The 17,014-nt window shown below is 60.1% G+C and carries 16 protein-coding genes; 12 read left to right on the top strand and 4 right to left on the bottom strand.

Annotated features, from left to right (window positions below; translation table 11 throughout):
- The first annotated feature begins 176 nt into the window (after window positions 1-176).
- From HMPREF2993_RS00365 to HMPREF2993_RS00350, 4 genes are all read left to right on the top strand, one after another.
- Window positions 177-539, top strand: a complete 363-nt coding sequence (locus HMPREF2993_RS00365) for a DUF4259 domain-containing protein (protein ID WP_046648539.1) — start codon at window positions 177-179, stop codon at window positions 537-539.
- 47 nt (window positions 540-586) lie between these two features.
- Complete coding sequence (uvrB, locus tag HMPREF2993_RS00360; RefSeq protein ID WP_046648538.1) at window positions 587-2,680, top strand: excinuclease ABC subunit UvrB; 2,094 nt, start codon at window positions 587-589, stop codon at window positions 2,678-2,680.
- A gap of 110 nt (window positions 2,681-2,790) precedes the next feature.
- Window positions 2,791-3,237, top strand: a complete 447-nt coding sequence (locus HMPREF2993_RS00355) for a universal stress protein (protein ID WP_010190093.1) — start codon at window positions 2,791-2,793, stop codon at window positions 3,235-3,237.
- A gap of 139 nt (window positions 3,238-3,376) precedes the next feature.
- Window positions 3,377-3,817 (top strand): universal stress protein, encoded by a 441-nt coding sequence (locus tag HMPREF2993_RS00350; RefSeq protein WP_046648537.1) that lies wholly within the window; start codon window positions 3,377-3,379, stop codon window positions 3,815-3,817.
- Between the two features lie 91 nt (window positions 3,818-3,908).
- Here HMPREF2993_RS00350 and HMPREF2993_RS00345 read toward each other — a convergent pair whose 3' ends face one another.
- The 4 genes from HMPREF2993_RS00345 to HMPREF2993_RS00330 all read right to left on the bottom strand — a co-directional run bounded on the left by HMPREF2993_RS00345 (window position 3,909) and on the right by HMPREF2993_RS00330 (window position 8,974).
- On the bottom strand, window positions 3,909-4,925 hold the full coding sequence (locus tag HMPREF2993_RS00345; protein WP_070700352.1) for an App1 family protein: 1,017 nt from the start codon (window positions 4,923-4,925) through the stop codon (window positions 3,909-3,911).
- Between the two features lie 10 nt (window positions 4,926-4,935).
- Window positions 4,936-7,176, bottom strand: a complete 2,241-nt coding sequence (locus HMPREF2993_RS00340; protein WP_070700349.1) for a HelD family protein — start codon at window positions 7,174-7,176, stop codon at window positions 4,936-4,938.
- 176 nt (window positions 7,177-7,352) lie between these two features.
- The gene (locus HMPREF2993_RS00335) at window positions 7,353-8,276 is read right to left on the bottom strand and encodes a DoxX family protein (protein ID WP_049154600.1); all 924 of its coding nucleotides are present in this window, start codon (window positions 8,274-8,276) and stop codon (window positions 7,353-7,355) included.
- Window positions 8,277-8,371: 95 nt separating this feature from the next.
- Window positions 8,372-8,974 carry an MBL fold metallo-hydrolase gene (locus HMPREF2993_RS00330; protein WP_049154601.1) on the bottom strand — a complete coding sequence of 201 codons (603 nt, stop codon included), beginning with the start codon at window positions 8,972-8,974 and terminating at the stop codon, window positions 8,372-8,374.
- A gap of 76 nt (window positions 8,975-9,050) precedes the next feature.
- Here HMPREF2993_RS00330 and uvrA point away from each other — a divergent pair, with 76 nt between their 5' ends.
- From uvrA to pheS, 8 genes are all read left to right on the top strand, one after another.
- Window positions 9,051-11,888 carry an excinuclease ABC subunit UvrA gene (gene uvrA / locus HMPREF2993_RS00325; protein ID WP_049154602.1) on the top strand — a complete coding sequence of 946 codons (2,838 nt, stop codon included), beginning with the start codon at window positions 9,051-9,053 and terminating at the stop codon, window positions 11,886-11,888.
- Complete coding sequence (locus HMPREF2993_RS00320) at window positions 11,888-12,814, top strand: serine hydrolase (RefSeq protein ID WP_246822292.1); 927 nt, start codon at window positions 11,888-11,890, stop codon at window positions 12,812-12,814. The genes uvrA and HMPREF2993_RS00320 overlap by 1 nt, the downstream gene beginning before the upstream one ends.
- Window positions 12,815-13,067: 253 nt before the next feature.
- Window positions 13,068-13,589 carry a translation initiation factor IF-3 gene (gene infC, locus HMPREF2993_RS00315; protein WP_080975058.1) on the top strand — a complete coding sequence of 174 codons (522 nt, stop codon included), beginning with the start codon at window positions 13,068-13,070 and terminating at the stop codon, window positions 13,587-13,589.
- Between the two features lie 36 nt (window positions 13,590-13,625).
- Window positions 13,626-13,820, top strand: coding sequence for a 50S ribosomal protein L35 (rpmI, locus tag HMPREF2993_RS00310; RefSeq protein WP_010190075.1), 195 nt, complete (start codon window positions 13,626-13,628; stop codon window positions 13,818-13,820).
- A gap of 56 nt (window positions 13,821-13,876) precedes the next feature.
- Window positions 13,877-14,260, top strand: coding sequence for a 50S ribosomal protein L20 (gene rplT, locus HMPREF2993_RS00305; protein WP_005323264.1), 384 nt, complete (start codon window positions 13,877-13,879; stop codon window positions 14,258-14,260).
- 206 nt (window positions 14,261-14,466) lie between these two features.
- Window positions 14,467-14,943 (top strand): TM2 domain-containing protein, encoded by a 477-nt coding sequence (locus HMPREF2993_RS00300; protein WP_053089068.1) that lies wholly within the window; start codon window positions 14,467-14,469, stop codon window positions 14,941-14,943.
- 113 nt (window positions 14,944-15,056) lie between these two features.
- Window positions 15,057-15,857, top strand: coding sequence for a TrmH family RNA methyltransferase (locus tag HMPREF2993_RS00295; protein ID WP_046648591.1), 801 nt, complete (start codon window positions 15,057-15,059; stop codon window positions 15,855-15,857).
- A gap of 97 nt (window positions 15,858-15,954) precedes the next feature.
- Entirely contained in the window at window positions 15,955-17,001 is a 1,047-nt protein-coding gene (gene pheS, locus HMPREF2993_RS00290) for a phenylalanine--tRNA ligase subunit alpha (RefSeq protein ID WP_070700344.1), read from the top strand.
- Window positions 17,002-17,014: the final 13 nt, after the last annotated feature.

Below are 17,014 nucleotides of genomic sequence, written 5' to 3'. Positions count from 1 at the left end.
GTCTGGGTTAGTACGGCGAGGGGGAGCAGCCCGGCAATCGTCAGGGTGCTGGCAAGGGAACGGAACTTCATGCCAGCCGATTCTAAAGGAAGGCAGGAACTTTTAAAGGATATGGCGGATAAAATTTACCTGCTGCTCTCATCCCGTTCATGTAAGCGGTTTATTCTCCCCCCTTCATGGGAACCTGGGACGTTGGGCCTTTTGATAATCATGCCGCGTGCGAAGTGCTCGCGGATATTCGTGACGGTTCCTTCGACCTCGATGCATTCAAAAAGAGCTGCGTGGATTCGCCCATTGATATCGACGACGCCGAGATTGTCATCGCCTTGGGAGCGCTGGCCACGGCGCCGGCCGACAAGCTGCCCCCGGGGATCAGCGCTGACGCTGTCAAGGCGCTGCGCACACCGCAGACTCGGGCGTGGTTGCGCAAGCGGATCAACACGGCGATGGAGCCGGACAAATCCGCAATCTATGCGCTCTGGGAGACCACCGGTGAGCTCGAGCTGTGGCTGCGCACCACGCGTGCGGCGCTGCCCTAAGCCGCTGTCCTAGCCGGTTTCGTCCGCGCCGCGTTAGACTGGTCGGCATGGCTTTTGCTGCTGAACACCCTATCCTGCCGGTCTCTGAACACCGCCCAGTCGGCGAAGTTGAGCGCCGCTCGGCCGAGTTTCGTGTTGAGTCCGAGTACCAGCCCGCCGGTGACCAACCTGCGGCGATCGCGGAACTCAACGAACGCCTCAACCGCGGAGAGCGCGACGTCGTCCTCATGGGTGCCACGGGCACCGGTAAGTCAGCGACCGCTGCGTGGCTCATTGAACAGCAGCAGCGCCCGACACTGGTGATGGCGCCGAATAAGACACTAGCAGCACAGCTGGCAAATGAGCTGCGCCAACTCCTGCCACACAACGCGGTTGAGTATTTCGTATCCTATTACGACTACTACCAACCGGAGGCCTATATCGCGCAGACGGATACCTATATTGAGAAGGATTCCTCTATCAACGAGGACGTGGAGCGCCTGCGCCACTCGGCAACGTCGGCCCTGCTCTCTCGCCGTGATGTCGTCGTCGTCTCCTCAGTGTCCTGCATCTATGGCCTGGGCACCCCGCAGTCCTACCTTGACCGCTCCGTCGTGCTCGAGGAAGGGGAGGAAATTGACCGCGATCGCTTCCTGCGTCTGCTCGTCGATATTCAGTATGAGCGCAATGACGTGGGCTTTACGCGCGGAACCTTCCGCGTCAAGGGCGATACCGTGGATATCATCCCCGCCTACGAAGAGCGTGCGGTACGCATCGAGTTCTTTGGTGATGACGTGGACGAGCTCTATTACATCCATCCGCTCACGGGTGATGTGCTGGAGCGGGTCGATGAGGTGCGGATTTTTCCTGCGACCCACTACGTAGCAGGCCCAGAGCGTATGGCCCGTGCCATTGAGGACATCAAGGAGGAGCTCGCGGAGCGCCTCGCCGAGCTGGAGAACCGCGGCAAGTTGCTCGAAGCGCAGCGCCTGCGCATGCGTACCGAATACGACCTCGAGATGATTGAGCAGGTGGGCTTTTGCTCCGGCATTGAGAACTATTCTCGCCACGTTGATGGCCGCCCCGCCGGTTCCGCGCCGGCGACGCTCTTGGATTATTTCCCAGAGGACTTCCTCACCATCATCGATGAGTCTCACGTGACCGTCCCGCAGATCGGCGGCATGTTTGAAGGCGATATGGCGCGCAAGCGCAACCTCGTGGAGTTTGGCTTCCGCCTTCCTTCTGCCGTAGACAACCGGCCGTTGACCTTCGATGAGTTTGAGGAGCGCGTGGGCCAAACCGTCTACATGTCGGCCACACCGGGCGATTTCGAAATGACGGCTTCCGGCGGCGAGTTCGTGGAACAGGTTATTCGCCCCACCGGCCTCGTAGACCCCAAGGTGACGGTCAAGCCCACCAAGGGCCAGATTGATGATCTCATCGATGAGGTTCGCGCCCGTACCGCGAAGCAGGAGCGCGTCCTAGTCACGACCTTGACCAAACGTATGGCGGAGGACCTCACAGATTACTTGCTGGAACACGGCATCAAGGTGCGCTACCTCCACTCAGATATTGACACGCTCCAGCGCGTGGAGCTGTTACGCCAGCTGCGCTTGGGTGAGTTCGATGTCCTCGTGGGCATCAACCTGCTGCGTGAGGGCCTCGACCTTCCTGAAGTTTCACTCGTTGCCATCTTGGATGCCGATAAGGAAGGTTTCCTGCGCTCCACCACCTCGCTTATTCAGACGATCGGCCGCGCCGCCCGAAACGTCTCCGGGGAGGTCATCATGTACGCGGATAAAATCACGGACTCGATGCAGGAAGCCATCGAGGAGACTGAACGCCGCCGTGAGAAGCAGATTGCGTATAACAAGGAGCACGGCATTGACCCGCAGCCGCTGCGCAAAAAGATCGCCGATATCTTGGACCAGGTCTATGAGAACGCCGATGAGCAGGGGCAGGACGCGGATCCCACGGCAATCGTCGACAAGCCGGATGTGTCCTCCATGGCAGCCGACGAGGTGCAGGCGCTTATCGACGACCTGACGACCCAAATGCGAGAGGCTGCCCGAGAGCTCAAGTTCGAGTTGGCGGGGCGTTTGCGCGATGAGATCGCTGATCTGAAAAAGGAGCAACGCGGTCTTAAGGAGGCCGGGATCTAATGGCGCGCCCAGTGCTGAAATTTGCCTACTCAATATGCGGGTAAAACCAATCTCTGCGTAGAAGACCGTGTCATACTGTTAAGGATTAATCGCTACTTATAAGGAGAATCATGCTGAGCTACAACGTCATCGCCGTCGGAACCGATGGCTCTCAGACTTCCATGCGCGCTGTCCGTTCTGCCGCATCCATGGCGCGCGCCTATGACGCGACGCTGATTATCGTGTCCGCTTTCTACAACCACTCTGGTTCGATGCTCGGCGCCCCGAACTCGGAGGACGCACGAGTACCGGTGGTGAGCGAGGAGATGTCGGAAAGCTTCCTCAGCAATGCCGCGGAGATCGCGCACGGTGAGGGTGCGAAGCGCATTGAAATCATTGCTAAGTCCGGTGACCCTGTGAATTCGCTCCTCGAGGTGGGCAAGGACTACGACGTTGATATGTTCGTCGTGGGCAACAAAGGAATTCACTCGGTGCGCGGTCGCGTGTTTGGCTCGGTAGCGACGGAGCTCACGCGCAAGGCCCACGCCGACGTCGTGGTGGTCAACACCACTGACTAGGGCAGTGTACCGCGCGCGTATCCTCGTGCGCGCTGATCGACGTGAACGCGCCAGCGTTGTTAGACTAGCTGGTGCGCAAAAGCTTTAAAATTTTGTCAAGCGGTGGCCCCACGGTTGGGGCCAGCGAAGAAAGGTCATCATGAGCGATTACAACAAGATCGTGGTCGGTACCGACGGTTCCAAGTCCTCCTTGCTCGCAGTGGAGCGTGCCGCCAAGATCGCCGCAGCCTTCGATGCCACCCTCATCATCGGTTGCGCCTACTACGAGAATCAGGAGCAGGCTTCCAAGACGCTGCGCCAGGATTCCGTGACGATTCTCGGTGATGAGAAGGCCCAGGCCAACCTCGCTTCCGGCAAGGAACACGCAGAGAAGTTCGGCGTGACGAAGGTGGAGACCGCTGTGCGCCCGGGAACCCCGGTTCAGGCCCTGATGTCTATCGTCAACGACAACAAGGCAGACCTGCTCGTCGTTGGTAACCGCGGAATTAACTCCCTGACCGGCCGCCTCCTCGGTTCGGTTCCGGCGGATGTCGCACGTCAGTCTGACTGTGACGTCATGATTGTTCACACTGTGAGCTAGGACGCTAGTCGTCACGGCGCGCATGCTCCGGAGAAGTCCTTAGCATTGAGGAAGTCTCTGGGCCTGCGCGCCGTTTTGTTTCTAACGAGCTTTAGTTGCTCAATCGCAGCTCGCGGTAAGCGTGGGCAAGAACGTCGCCATCCGTCCCCTGAATGAGTGGGATATCGAAGGAGGTCTGCTCGTTGACCTTCACCAAAGGCGCGAGCGAACCGTGTGCGAGCAGCTGTTCCTGCGGGCTGAGGTTGCGGATCGCCACGGCCGCTACGTGGTTGGGGTGCTCCGCCGCCGCGTCGGCATAGGTAAGCGGATCGTGCTGACCGTCGTCGCCGATGAGCAGCCAGCGGAGCTTCGGGAAAGCAATGAAGAGGTTGCGGAGCTGCACGCGCTTGTGCTCCTGACCATTGCGGAAGAGGCCGGTGGGGGTAGGACCCCAGTCTGTCAGCAGCAGGGGACCACGCGGGAAGCCCTTCTCCGCCATGAAGTTAACCAAGGTGTCGTAGGTGTTCCAGGCGCCGGTGGAGAGGTAAATGAAGGGGATATCGGGGTGCTGTTGGGCGATTTCCCGGTAGAACCGTGCCATACCTTCGACGGGGGTGCGGGTATTGGTGCGTTTAACCCACGAGTTCCATGCTGCGATCATTGCGCGTGGAAGCCACGTCACCATGATGGTGTCATCTATATCGCTGACCACGCCGAACGTGGTGTCCTTGTCCACGATGAGGACTTCCGAGGTCACCGCGTCCGCGCCCTTGGCACGGATGGTGACCTCGTGCCAGCCGGGCTCTAGGCCGTGGTTGTAGACGAGGATATCGATGTAGCCGTTGTCGTTCGTGGTTCCCGATACCGTCTTCCCACCAACCGTGGCTTCGACCTCGTGGTCTGTGACCTGAATGGTGAAGAATTGGCGGTAGCCACGCTGCGCCCAGGTATCCGTTTCTTCAGCCGTCGGGTCATGCATGAGGACACGGCCCAGAACACGGACGAATTCTTCATTGCCGTAACCGGCATAGCCAGTGATGCTGGGCTGCCACCCTTTGCGTGCCGAGCGCTTGAGCGAGAGGGAATTGACAGTGAATTCGACTTTGCGGGCGATATCGGAAAGAGCCATGGGCACCAGACTATCCGAAAACCTCCGCATAACGGCCGGTGATGGTCAAGGACTGCGTCGCACGCGTGAGCGCAACATAGAGGTTGTGCAAACCCTGTGGGGAGGCTGCCACGATGTCATCGGGGTTGACCACCGTGACGTGATCAAACTCGAGGCCTTTGATCTCCTCGACGTTGGCAGCCGTGATCACGGCGCGCAGGCGCCCGTCCTCATCCTCAAATGTCCTCGGCTCCGCATCGGTGGCGTCGTCGTGCCAGACAACGTTAACACCATCGCGCACCGCGATGCTCGGCGTGGCCTCAGGGTTGATTTCTTCCAACAGCCGATTGGCCAATTCCGTAACCGGGCGTGGGGTGCGGTAGTTGACCGTCAACCCGTGCAGTCGGAAGCGCTCTCCAACAAAAGGCTCGAGCGTCTCGCCCCAGTCATCCACACCGGCGGGTGCTCCAGTCTGGGACGTATCGCCCACGAGCGTCATCCATCGCGAGGGGCTACGCCGGAAAATCATGCGCCATTCCATGGGGGTAAGTTCTTGGGCTTCGTCAACGATGACGTGCCCGTAGGCCCACGTGTAGTCTTCGCGGGCCCGCTGGGCGGTGGTGCGGGAATCCCGCACCTCGTGACGGCGAGCGAGGTGCTCGGCGTCGATGACATCGTGCGCAGAGAGGATCTCGGCTTCGAACATGTCATCATCGTTGTCAGTGGAATCAGAGGAGCTCAGGATATCGAGGGCGTCTTCTGCCTCCGCGACCTGTTCGCGCCATTCTTTCTCCTCGGCGGCGCGCTCTGCTTCGGGGTCGGGCATGCCGATGAGGACCGCGAGCTCGTCGAGAAGCGCGGCGTCGGAGGCCGCCCATGACGTACCGTCTTCGCGGTAGAGGGCACCGCGGGTTTCGTCATCATAAGCGTAGGCTGCCGTATCGATTCGTTCGGCGCTACTCAGGAGATTGGCGAGTACCTCGGTAGGCATGAGATGGGGCCAGAACTCGTCGATGAGTTCTGTGACCTGTGGTTCTTCGGCGAGGTCATCGTGGAGCTGATCCACGTCCGCGCGGGAGAGCAGGTTGGCACCTCCCAGCGGGTCAGAACCGATGCGTTCGGCCATCTGCTGGGCCAGAGACTCGATGAGGTGTTCCGCAAATGCCGCTTGAGCGTCGTTGTGCGGCTTGCGCGAGCGTCGCGCGCGGGTACGCGCCGCCTTGACCATAGCTGGGGTGACGGTGAGCTCGAGCCGATCGATCTCCACCGTGCGCGGCTGCTCCGGTAGGCGCTGATAATCCTTGACCGCGTTGCCGAGGATTTCCACCATGGCAGCGGAGCCCTTGATCTCGCGGGCGAGCAAGGACTCCGAGTGAGTAGCCTCGATGCTGGGGAAGAGGGAAGAGATGGTGGAAAGCACGACACCGGTTTCACCAAGTTCCGGGAGCACGCGGGAAATGTATTCCAGGAAGGTGGAGTTGGGGCCCACGATCAGCACGCCCGTGGCGGCGAGCTGATCACGGTAGGTGTAGAGCAGGTAGGCCACGCGGTGCAGTGCAACAGCGGTCTTGCCGGTTCCTGGTCCGCCTTCGACCACCATGACGCCCCGCGTGCTGTCACGGATGATTTCGTCCTGTTCGCGCTGAATGGTCTCCACAATGGAGGGCATGTGCCCGGTGCGGGCGCGCTGCATCACGTGGTGGAGGGCGGACTCGCTTGCGACATCGCTGCTGTCAGCAGAGGATTCTCCCTCCAAGACCTCGTCGCTGATTCCAGTAACCGTGCGCCCAGTGGTCCGGATATGCCGGCGGACATGGACGCCTTCAGGGTGCGCTGTAGTGGCGAGGTAGAAGGGGCGCGCCATCGGCGCACGCCAATCCAGAAGGAGTGTCCGGTAGTTCTCCTCCCTGGCGTCGAGCCCCATGCGGCCGATGTAGCGCCGGTCCAGGCCTTCCGGGGTGGGATTATCACCGGGTGCATCGATGTCGATGCGGCCAAAAACTAAGCCGAGTTGGGCGACGTTGAGGCGATCCAATTTAGCCTGCAGGCCGTGGTACTCGGTCTCTCGCCGAACGAGTGCATCGGCGTCCGGGGTATGCGGATCGACGGCAGCTTGTACTTCGTTCAAGCGCTCGTTGGCCGCTTGAACCTCGTTGTCCAGACGCTCGAAGAGGCCATCGACATATGCTTGCTCGCTAGCTATTTCCGCGCTCTGCTCGTTCGTGTGGGCGCCGGGTTTCCCGGTGTGAGTCGCGGGTGAAGATTCAGACACAAGGCTCCTTGGGTGCGTATGAAGGCTTCTCGTGGACAGACGGGAAGTAAGGGAGATGGGGAAGAGTGGACAGGAAAAAGAACAACGGCCCAGCATACTAGCTGAGCCGTTGTTCTCTCCACCGCGGCGATTGTCGTGGTGTGTTGCGGAGTTATCCGCAGCGAAGGACGGAGAGCTTAGAAGCGGTCACCGAACTTCTTGAAAGCCTTATCCAGCTTCTTGGAGGCTTCCTTCTGCAGCTTCTCGGCGCGCTTGCGAGCCTTCTTCTGGGCACGCTTGCCATCGAGCGAATCTACCTTAGCCAGGGCTTCATCGGCACGATCCTGTGCCTTGCCAGCAGCCTTGACCAGTCCTTTGCGGGCGGTATCGGTGTTGTCACGGGCCGCGTCGAGCCAGTCATCCTTGTTGTCCTCAAAGAACTCGCGTGCCGTCTCAGCGGTATCCTCGACGAAGGAACGCGCGGAGTCGATGAAGTCACGGCCGGCAGACTCCCAGTCATCGCGGTTGTCCTCAACGTAGTCCTTGGCGGTCTCAAACCAGTCATTGGCCTTGGCCGTGGCATCGGAAGAAATCTCGTTTGCGCGATTGGAGAAGTCCTCCGCGAATTTCTGCTGTTCGGACTTGCCCGGTAGCGCCTGCTGAATCTTCTTGTTTGCACGCTCAGAGGCCTTAGCGGCGCGCCACCGCACGGAGGGCTTTCCTTCGGTGTCCTGCGTAACGATGGCGAGGGCACCAAGCAGAGCGGTATTGGTGATGAAGCTGTTGCGCTGTGCTTCCTTGTCCTTCTTGGAATCCGCGGTCCAGAAAGCATTGCCGACCAGGTTGGGTACGTGCGTCAGCGCGAGCACTGCAGCCGAGGTGCGCGGAGCCTTGCCCAGCGCGAGGCTCGTGCCCGCAGCGGTCTTCGCGCCGCCGAGCGCGCGGGTAACCAGCTCTGGGTCATTGGGGATGTAACCTGCGTATTCGCGGGGCAGCACCTTGCGCAGGCGCTTGAGCACGGACTCGGTGTCCGCGACGTGCTCCGAGGTGTTGCGGAGCGTATCCACACCATCCCAGACAAACACGGAGGCCAGCATAGGACGGGCAAATTTACGAATCATAACGTGCTCCATTCAATAGATCTGTAAAGACGTTCGCCACACCATAGTACGCGCGTTAAACAACTGCTGCTGTGAGCGCAGCAGTTAACACGTAGTTACCAGCGGCGCTCCCACCACTCGTCCATGTGCGGGCGTTCCGCGCCGAGCGTGGTGGGAGCCCCGTGCCCGGGGCGGACAATTGCGTCGTCCGGATAGACGTCAAAGAGCCGCTGCGTGACATCTTTGTAGAGGCGCACAAAGTCCCCTTCGGAGGTGGTCTTGCCCACGCCGCCGGGGAAGAGGGAATCACCGACGAAGAGGTTGGTAACGCCATCAATCTCCGCTGCAATTGCTGCTCCGCCCGGGGTGTGTCCGCGCAGGATAATGACGGGCAGATCGTAACCGGCGAAAGGAAGCGTATCGCCATGCTCCAGTTCCACGTCGACGGGCGCGGGCAAAGCGGGGGAGTCCAAGAAAGAGGAATAGTGAACGGCACCGGTTTCATTCAAGACTTCCTTGAGTGCGCGTACGTGATCCCAGTGGCGGTGCGTGGTCAGCACCGCGGAGATCTTTACTCCGTGGTCGGCGGCTAAAGCGAGCAGCGCGGGGGCGTCAGCGGAGGCGTCGATAAGCAGCGCCTCGTCACCCGCGCACAGCAGGTAGCAATTGTTGTCCATCTCGGACACGGAAATTTTATGAAGCTCAAGCGCGTTGTTCATAAGTCCAACCATACGGGTACATTCTGAATGAGAACTCTCTGAACACACATTCTTTTGTGTAGGAAGGCAACAACTAGTGGCTGATCGTTTGGTCGTACGTGGTGCGCGTGAGCACAACCTCAAGGGCGTGGACATCGATATCCCGCGCGATAACCTGGTGGTGTTTACCGGCCTATCGGGCTCAGGCAAGTCCTCACTCGCCTTTGACACCATCTTCGCCGAGGGCCAGCGGCGCTACGTGGAGTCTTTGAGCTCCTACGCGCGCATGTTCCTTGGCCAAATGGATAAGCCGGACGTTGAGTTCATCGACGGTCTATCCCCAGCGGTGTCCATTGACCAAAAGTCCACCAACCACAACCCGCGCTCGACGGTGGGAACCATCACCGAAATCTACGACTACCTGCGTTTGCTTTTCTCCCGCGCGGGCACTGCGCACTGTCCTGAGTGTGACGCCGTCATTGAGCGCCAAACCCCGCAGCAGATTGTTGATGAAGTCTTAAGCCACGAGGAAAAGCTGAAATTCCAGGTCCTCGCACCGGTCGTTCGCCGACGTAAGGGCGAGTTCGTTGACCTCTTTGCTGACCTCGCGGCCCAGGGTTACTCCCGTGTTCGGGTAGATGGGGAGCTTTACCAGCTCAGTGACCCGCCGAAGCTGAAGAAGCAGATCAAGCACGACATCGATGTCGTCGTGGACCGCCTGCAGGTGAAAGCTTCCCAAAAGCAGCGGCTGACGGATTCTGTCGAGACAGCGCTGCGCTTGGCAGACGGCCTAGTCACCCTGGATTTCGTAGACCGCGAAGAGCTCACGCACACCTACTCGGAAAAGGCTGCCTGCCCCAACGGCCACACGCTGACCATTGAGGAATACGAGCCCCGCGCGTTCTCGTTCAACGCGCCTTTCGGTTCCTGCCCGGTGTGTGATGGCTTGGGTACGCGCCTTGAGGTGGATGTGGATCTGTTGATCCCGGACCCGGATGCCCCAGCCGTTGAGGCCATCCAACCGTGGACCTCGAGCCCCAATGCGCGGTACTTTGTCAAGTTGGTCGAAGGCCTAGCGAAAGCTCTGGGCTTTGATCCCCACACCCCGGTTTCCGAGCTCACCGAGGAGCAGCGCCACGCCTTGATCCATGGCACAGATGTGGAAGTCAGTGTGCGCTACAAGAACCGCTATGGCCGCCAGCGCAACTGGTCAGCGCCGTTCGAGGGAGCTATCGGCTTTTTGGAGCGCAAGCTCGATCAGGCGGATTCCGAGTCGCAGAAGGACCGTCTCCTTCAGTACACCCGCCGTGTGCCGTGTAACGCTTGTGGCGGTACCCGCCTGAAGCCGGAAATCTTGGCGGTGCGTTTGGCCTCCACCGCGCATGGCGAGCAGTCCATCGCCGGCTTGACGGCACTGTCCATCGAGGAGGCGGCGGAGTTCCTCGACTCTCTCGTGTTGGGCCACCGCGAGGAGATCATTGCTGGTGCTGTGCTCAAGGAGATCCAGGCTCGCCTGCGCTTCCTTCTCGACGTCGGTCTGAACTACCTCACCCTTGACCGCGGCGCCTCCACGTTGTCTGGCGGCGAAGCACAGCGTATTCGCCTCGCCACCCAGATTGGCTCCGGCCTGGCGGGAGTCCTCTACGTGCTGGATGAGCCCTCCATTGGTCTGCACCAGCGCGATAACCAGCGCCTCATCGCCACGTTGAAGCGCCTGCGCGATATCGGAAACACCTTGATTGTGGTGGAACATGATGAGGACACCATTCGGGAAGCGGACTGGCTTGTCGACGTTGGACCGCGGGCCGGCGAATTCGGCGGAACGGTGGTCTATCAGGGCGAGCCCGCCGGCATCGAATCTGTGGAGGAGTCCCTGACGGGGCAGTATCTGTCAGGAAAGAAGAAGCTTGCGGTCCCGGATACGCGCCGTGAGATTGACCCTGAGCGCATGCTCAAGGTGGTCGGCGCGCGCGAGAATAATCTCAAGGGCATTGACGTGGAGATTCCGCTAGGCGTGCTCGTGTGTGTGACAGGCGTGTCCGGCTCCGGTAAATCCACCGTGGTCAACCAGATCTTGGCCAAGACCTTGGCCAACAAACTCAACCGTGCCCGCCAAGTACCCGGTCGCGCCAAGCGCGTTGAAGGCGTGGAACACCTGGACAAGCTGGTGCAGGTGGACCAGAGCCCTATCGGCCGCACCCCGCGCTCGAATCCGGCAACCTACACAGGGGTCTTCGACAAGATCCGTAATCTGTTCGCGGAAACCCAGGAGGCTAAGGTGCGTGGTTACAAGCCGGGCCGGTTCTCCTTCAACGTCAAGGGCGGACGCTGTGAGGCGTGCCAGGGCGACGGCACCATCAAGATCGAGATGAACTTCCTGCCCGATGTTTATGTGCCGTGCGAGGTTTGTGACGGTGCCCGTTATAACCGCGAGACCCTGGAGGTCCTCTACAAGGGCAAAAACATCGCCGAGGTTCTCGACATGCCGATCTCGGAGGCAGCGGAGTTCTTCGAACCCATCACGTCGATCCACCGCTACCTCAACACCTTGGTGGAGGTGGGCCTGGGATATGTCCGCTTGGGTCAGGCCGCCACGACGCTTTCCGGTGGTGAGGCGCAGCGCGTGAAGCTGGCCTCCGAACTCCAAAAGCGCACGAATGGGCGCACGGTTTACATCCTGGACGAGCCAACCACCGGACTGCATTTCGAGGACATCCGAAAGCTCATGCTCGTCATTCAAGGCCTGGTTGATAAGGGCAACTCGGTGATCATCATCGAGCACAACCTCGACGTCATTAAGGCCGCCGATTGGATCGTGGACATGGGCCCGGAAGGCGGCTCGGGCGGCGGCACCGTCGTGGCCCAAGGCACGCCAGAAGACGTGGCGCAGGTGGAAGGCTCCTATACGGGAGGGTTCCTCAAGGAGCTGGTGTGATGTTGGGCCACAGAAGTACCCGCACGGCAGCACTAGCCATCAGCATTGCTGCGACAGCCACCATGACGGGGTGTTCCGGCCCAGCGGAAGACACATCGCCGCCGGCTCCCGAAGAATCACCAGGCGTGGAATCGCCCGCCAGCTATGACGTGCGCGCCGAATTACGCGATGTCGTCTCTGAAGTACAGAAGGAGTTCAATGTCCGCGCCGGCGTGGCGGTGGCGGATAGGGGAGGGACTGTCAACGCCGGATTACGCGGTGAGGAGCCTGCGTGGTCGACGGTGAAGGTTCCTATCGCGATTGCCGCGCTGCGCGACGGCGCTAGCCCGGAGCTCGTCGACCTTGCGATTAAGGAATCCGACAATGATGCTGCCTACGCGTTGTGGTCCCACGTGCGATGGACTGAGGGCGATGCTGGGAGCGCAGTAACGGCGCTCTTGGAAGAGTATGGTTCGACCGGCGAGTTCGAGGAACCTTTTGGCTACTCCACGTGGCTGCTGGAAGACCAGGCAGAGTTTGGCGCACACTTACCGTGTATTCCGGAAGCAGAACAGGTCTATGACGCAATGGATGACATTGTGGAGTGGCAAGACAACGGATTGGACAAGCTCCCGAACACCCGCGCCAAGGGCGGGTGGGGACTATCCGAGTACGACGACGGTTATACCCACCGCCAAATTGGTGTGCGGGAAACCACCCCATCGGGCTCGAGTAAAGAGTCCACGGTGGGATTGGCCATTGAAGTCACCATGCCGGGTGAGTATGCCGAAGAAGCAATTCCTGCGCTCAACGTTCTTGCTGCTGGAGTGGACCGAGTCGTAACTGAGGCCTTGGAGGCTGGCGCGCTTAAACCGGTGGAGGCCTGCGCACCGCCCACGGCAACGCAGACTGCAGGAACGACATCGGCACGCCGATTTGGTTCCTGAAAAATCAGGTGTTAAAGTAGTGCGCACTACCGCCCGTAGCGCCTCCTCCAGGAGGTACTTGGGCCGCAAGCGGAGTTTCTCCCACCCGAAGCCGCGCCGGACACTAGTTCCGCCGCAGGATAAAGGTTAAGAGTAGGCGCCATACGTTGGCGCGTGCTTGAAAAGAAACTCCCGGATGCCTTTGGCACCGGGATTTATTCGTTTGTGGTCACGGTAGGCACACTACTAGCCCCCACAATCGAGGAGAACCACAATCAGCGCTGAAGCTCGCATTAATGAGCGCATCCGAGTACCCGAGGTCCGTCTTGTTGGCCCCGGTGGTGAACAGGTGGGCATTGTCCGTACAGACGATGCTCGCAAGCTTGCGTACGAAGCCGATCTTGACCTGGTCGAGGTTGCCCCGAACGCTAAGCCGCCCGTAGCCAAGATCATGGATTACGGCAAGTTTAAGTACGAACAGGCTCAGAAGGCCCGCGAGTCCCGTAAGAACCAGCAGCAAACCGTGGTGAAGGAGCAGAAGCTCCGTCCGAAGATTGATGATCACGATTACGAGACCAAAAAGGGCAACGTGGTGCGCTTCCTGGAGAAGGGCTCCAAGGTCAAGGTGACCATCATGTTCCGTGGCCGCGAGCAATCGCGTCCGGAGCTGGGTTTCCGCCTGCTGGAGCGTTTGGCTGACGATGTCGCAGAGGTCGGCGTCGTGGAGTCGCGCCCCAAGCAGGATGGTCGCAATATGACCATGGTCCTTGGGCCCGTCCGCAAAGGCAAGAAGTAGACCACGCTCCACTTAGGATTTAAGGATTTAATTCTCATGAAGCAGAAGACTCACAAGGGCACCGCCAAGCGCATCAAGGTGACCGGCTCCGGCAAGCTGCGTCGCGAGCAGGCTAACCGCCGCCACCTCTTGGAAGGCAAGCCTTCCAAGCGCACCCGTCGTCTGAAGGGCACCGAGGACGTCGCCAAGGCAGACACCAAGCGCGTCAAGCGCCTTCTCGGCCGCGCATAGTCAGCGCCGAAACTCCCATCCCCACACACTCACAATCAAGATAAGGAAGTATTACTGTGGCACGAGTAAAGCGCTCAGTTAACGCCAAGAAGAAGCGTCGCGCGATCCTGAAGTCCGCTAAGGGCTACCGCGGCCAGCGCTCCCGCCTCTACCGTAAGGCCAAGGAGCAGTGGCTGCACTCCATGACTTACGCTTACCGCGACCGTCGCGCCCGTAAGTCTGAATTCCGCAAGCTGTGGATCCAGCGCATCAATGCTGCCGCTCGTATGAACGACATCACCTACAACCGCCTCATCCACGGCCTGCGCCTGGCTGAGATCGAGGTCGACCGCAAGATTCTCGCTGAACTTGCCGTCAACGACTTCGAGGCTTTCTCAGCACTGTGCGAGGCCGCCAAGGCCGCACTGCCGGAGGACGTTAACGCACCGAAGGCTGCGTAAGCGTCGAGCGTAGAAACGTCACGAACCCACCGCCCTCTTATGGAGGACCGGTGGGTTTCTTGTTGTGGGGAGTAGCACCCGCTAGGTCGGCGGGCGTACTGCTCCTCTTTGTGGTTTGTGTTACATTGCTCGTTGTTGTGTAAATCAAGGTAGCCGTTGGCTTCTGGGCCTGCCCTAGGGGCACATGGTGCGAAGGAGAGATAGTTATGACCAACCCGAATAGCGCGTATCAGCCCAATGGTGATGCTTATGGCGGTGGCTCTTATGGCGGACAGTCGCAGCAGTCGAACCCCTTCGGATCATCCAGTGATCAGTACGGTTACAGCTCGGCTCCGTATGGCGGTTCGCAGCAGTCCCAGAATCTGCCCGCACAGCAGGATGCATACCAGTCAAACTATGGCCAGCAGCCACACCCGGGCGGCGAGCAGAAGTCATGGTTGGTAGCACTGCTCCTGTGCTTCTTCTTGGGCGAATTGGGGGTTCATAACTTCTATATTGGTCGCACGCAGCGCGGCATGTGGCAGTTGGGCCTTGCAATCGTAGGATTCGTTACCTCTTTTATCCTCATTGGCTTTATCCTCATCGGTGCCTTGGTGATCTGGAAGTGGGTCGAGCTCGTATTCATCGCCGGTGGTTTATCTGGCTTTGATAAGGACGCCGACGGAGTTCCGCTAAAGAAATAAAGCCCACCCGTATCCGCGGAGATGACGTGGAGACCAACCGTCCCGCTACCCACTCAAACTTGCTGGGGGAGCGGGACTTTTCAATGTCTGGTTCGGTGGGTACCGTCAAATGCATGAATCTGGATTTTTCCTCTGCCTTTACTGAACGCACGCCGCGCGTGGTTAATGCCGCCAAATTGCACCGGGCGGCCAGCCGCCGAAAGGCGGAGCGTTTCATCATTGAGGGCGAAAACGCCGTGGACGCGGCCGTGTCCACCGGTGCCGCTACGGATGTTTTCGTGACGGAGAAGGCCGCCGAGCGCTTTGCACACATTGTTCAAGCCTGCGGCTACATGGACGTGTATGTGCATCCCATTACGGATAAGGCGGCAAAGCACCTGTCTGACACCGCCACGAGCACCGGGCTCTTTGCCGTGTGCCGCCCAGTGCTGTGGACCGCCGGGAAGATTTTGGCCGGTAAGCCGAAGCTGGTGTCAGTTCCTGTCTTAACGGCGGAGCCGGGCAACGCGGGAACGCTGATCAGGACCTCGGATGCCATGGGCGCCGATGGCGTCATCTTTGCCGGGGAAACCGTGGATCCCTTGGGCTGTAAGGTAGCGCGCGCGTCGGCCGGATCACTTTTCCATGTGCCCGTAGCCCGAGACCCCAACATCAAGGATGTACTGGGCAAGCTGCGTTCCTCTGGTCTGCAAGTGTTGGCCACTGCAGCCGACGGCGAGGTGGACCTTGCCGATGCGGACCTGTCCCAGCCCACCGCGTGGCTTTTTGGCAATGAGGCGCACGGCCTGGGTGATTTGCAGGATGAGGCGGACATGCGTGTGCGTATCCCGATTCTTGGCCGAGCGGAATCTCTGAACCTTGCTACGGCCGCCAGCATTTGCCTCTATGAGTCTGCGAAGCAGCAGAGCAGCTAGCGCCTCCGATGTGCCAGGGTTGGTGGCCACAGAAGTCAGGCGGCACGGTAAGATAGCCCGCGTTAGTTTTTGTGCGAGAAGAAGGTAATCAAGGCACGTGTCCGATACACCTCAGATCGAATTGACCGAAGAGGCTCTCGAGGCCGCCGCGCAGAAGGCCATTGCCGCCTTTGAAGCTGCATCTAGCCTCGACGAGCTCACCTCCGCCCGTCGCGAGCACCTTGGTGATGGCGGCTATATTCCGCAGGCCCGCCAGTCACTGGGGCAGCTGCCGAAGGACCAGCGCAAGGATGCTGGCCGCGCAGTAAACATGGCTCGCGGCAAGGTGGAGAAGCGCTTTGCCCAGATTCGTGAAGTATTGGAGCAGGAGGCCCGCGCCGCGCAGCTTAAGGCGGAGAAGGTCGATGTCACCGTCCCCACCACCCGCGCGCAGACCGGTGCCCTGCACCCAATTACCGCGTTGTCCGAGCGCATCGCGGACATCTTTGTGGGCATGGGTTGGGAAATTGCCGAGGGGCCAGAGGTAGAGGCAGAGTACTTTAACTTCGACGCTCTGAACTTCAAGCCTGACCACCCGGCCCGTACCTTGCAGGACACGTTCCACGTGGGCAAGGAAGGTTCCAAGCAGGTTCTGCGTACCCATACATCCCCGGTGCAGGTGCGCACGATGCTCGAGCGTGATGTACCGCTCTACATCGCCTGCCCGGGCCGTGTTTTCCGTACTGATGAGCTCGACGCGACCCACACTCCGGTATTCCACCAGGTGGAAGGCCTGGCAGTGGATAAAGGTCTGACCATGGCCCACTTGCGCGGCACTCTGGAACACTTGGCCAAGGTGCTCTTCGGCCCGGAGACCACCACCCGCATGCGCGTGAACTACTTCCCGTTTACCGAGCCCTCCGCCGAGGTCGATGTCTGGTTCCCCAACAAGAAGGGCGGCGCCGGCTGGATCGAGTGGGGCGGCTGCGGCATGGTCAACCCCAACGTGCTGCGCGCGGTGGGCATTGATCCTGAGGAATACACCGGTTTCGCCTTCGGCATGGGCCTCGAGCGCACCCTGCAGTTCCGCAATGGCCTGACCGATATGCGCGACATGGTTGAAGGCGATGTCCGCTTCACCCTGCCTTTTGGCGTGCAGGCATAGGAACCCAGAGAAA

Origin of the sequence: Corynebacterium sp. HMSC068G04 (assembly GCF_001814885.1) — a bacterium.
GTDB lineage: Bacteria > Actinomycetota > Actinomycetes > Mycobacteriales > Mycobacteriaceae > Corynebacterium > Corynebacterium hiratae.
The sequence above is the reverse complement of the archived record's forward strand: the minus strand, read 5'-3'. Positions and strand labels throughout refer to the sequence as shown.